This window comes from Cobetia sp. (genome assembly GCF_983723665.1).
Window position 1 is genome coordinate 22,023 of record NZ_CFDJES010000015.1, and the last position, 1,355, is coordinate 23,377.

Below are 1,355 nucleotides of genomic sequence, written 5' to 3' on the forward strand. Positions count from 1 at the left end.
CACCTTTGTCATCCCTCTGTCATATCAGCATGTTCAGATTCTGACATGCTCCCATCCCCGTCCCTGCAAGCCGCTCATGGCCAGCCTGTCGTCGAATCCCGTCATGCACTGGAGGCGTTGCTGCGTCTGCGCCAGGTGAGCATGCATTTCCAGCCCATCGTGTCGTCCAACGGCCGTGAGGTCTTCGCCTATGAGGCGCTGGCGCGTGGGAGTGCCGCAGGGCCACTGGCCTCACCGCTGACGATGTTCTCGGCGGCGCGCGAGCACGGCCGTCTGGTGGAGCTCGACAGCCTGTGTCGCGAGCGTGCGCTCGAGCAGTGGTCGACGCTGGGCCTGACGGAGCGGCTGTTCATCAACGTGTCTCCCGATGTGCTGCTGGATGGCGCCCACTCGCCCGGCCTGACGCGTCGCCTGCTGCGGCGCTTCGGCCTGCGTCCGCATCAGGTGGTGATCGAGCTGACCGAGCAGACGCCGGGGCTGGATTCGGCGCTGATGCGGGAAGCCGTCAGCCATTATCAATCGATGGGCTTCGCCATCGCGTTGGATGATCTCGGGGAGGGCTATGCCAGCCTCAAGCTGTGGTCGTCGGTGCAGCCGGATTTCGTCAAGATCGACCGTCACTTCATCAGTGGTATCCATGCCGACCCGCTCAAGCGGCGCTTCGTGCGCTCGATCATCGATATCGCCCACGGCAGTGGCAGTCAGGTGATCGCCGAGGGAATCGAGCATGAGGCGGAAATGGAGTGCGTGCGCCAGCTGGGGGCCGACTACCTGCAGGGCTGGTTGTTCGCGCCGGCCGAGGCCGACCCGCTTGGCCAACGCGCTGCGCTCGACCGGCATCTGCGCCATCTGAGTCGCAGGCTGCAGCAGCGCCCGCCGCCTGGCCGCAGCATCGGCAGTCTGGCGCGCGCCGTGACGCCGGTGCAGCAGGATGCCACCGTCAATGAGGTCGCCCAGCGTCTGCATGCCGAGCAGGAGGTGATGTCGCTGGCCGTGGTGGATGAGCAACAACGACCGGTGGGCCTGATCATCCGCCATCGCCTGCTGGGGCTGCTGAGTCAGCGCTTCGGGCCGGAACTGCATGCGCGTCGTATGATCCACGAGGTCATGCAGAGCAGTCCGCTGCGTGTCGAGGCGGATGAGACGCTGGAGCGCGTCTCGGCCAAGGTGACCGGCCGCGAAGGCAGCGATCGCGAGGAGGACTTCATCATCACGCGGGGCGGGCGCTATCAGGGACTGGGGCGCACCCTGGATCTGCTGCGCATCATCACGGAGCTGCAGGTGGCGAGCGCCGAGGAGGCCAACCCATTGACGCGCCTGCCGGGCAACGGGCCGATCGAGCGTCAGTTGCTCGA

The 1,355-nt window shown here is 66.2% G+C and carries 1 protein-coding gene; it reads left to right on the forward strand.

The genetic code is table 11. The features are described from left to right. Nucleotides 1–45: 45 nt before the first annotated feature. The coding region (locus AC4FAH_RS03125; RefSeq protein WP_490245631.1) for an EAL domain-containing protein at nt 46–1,355 on the forward strand (1,310 nt) is incomplete at its 3' end.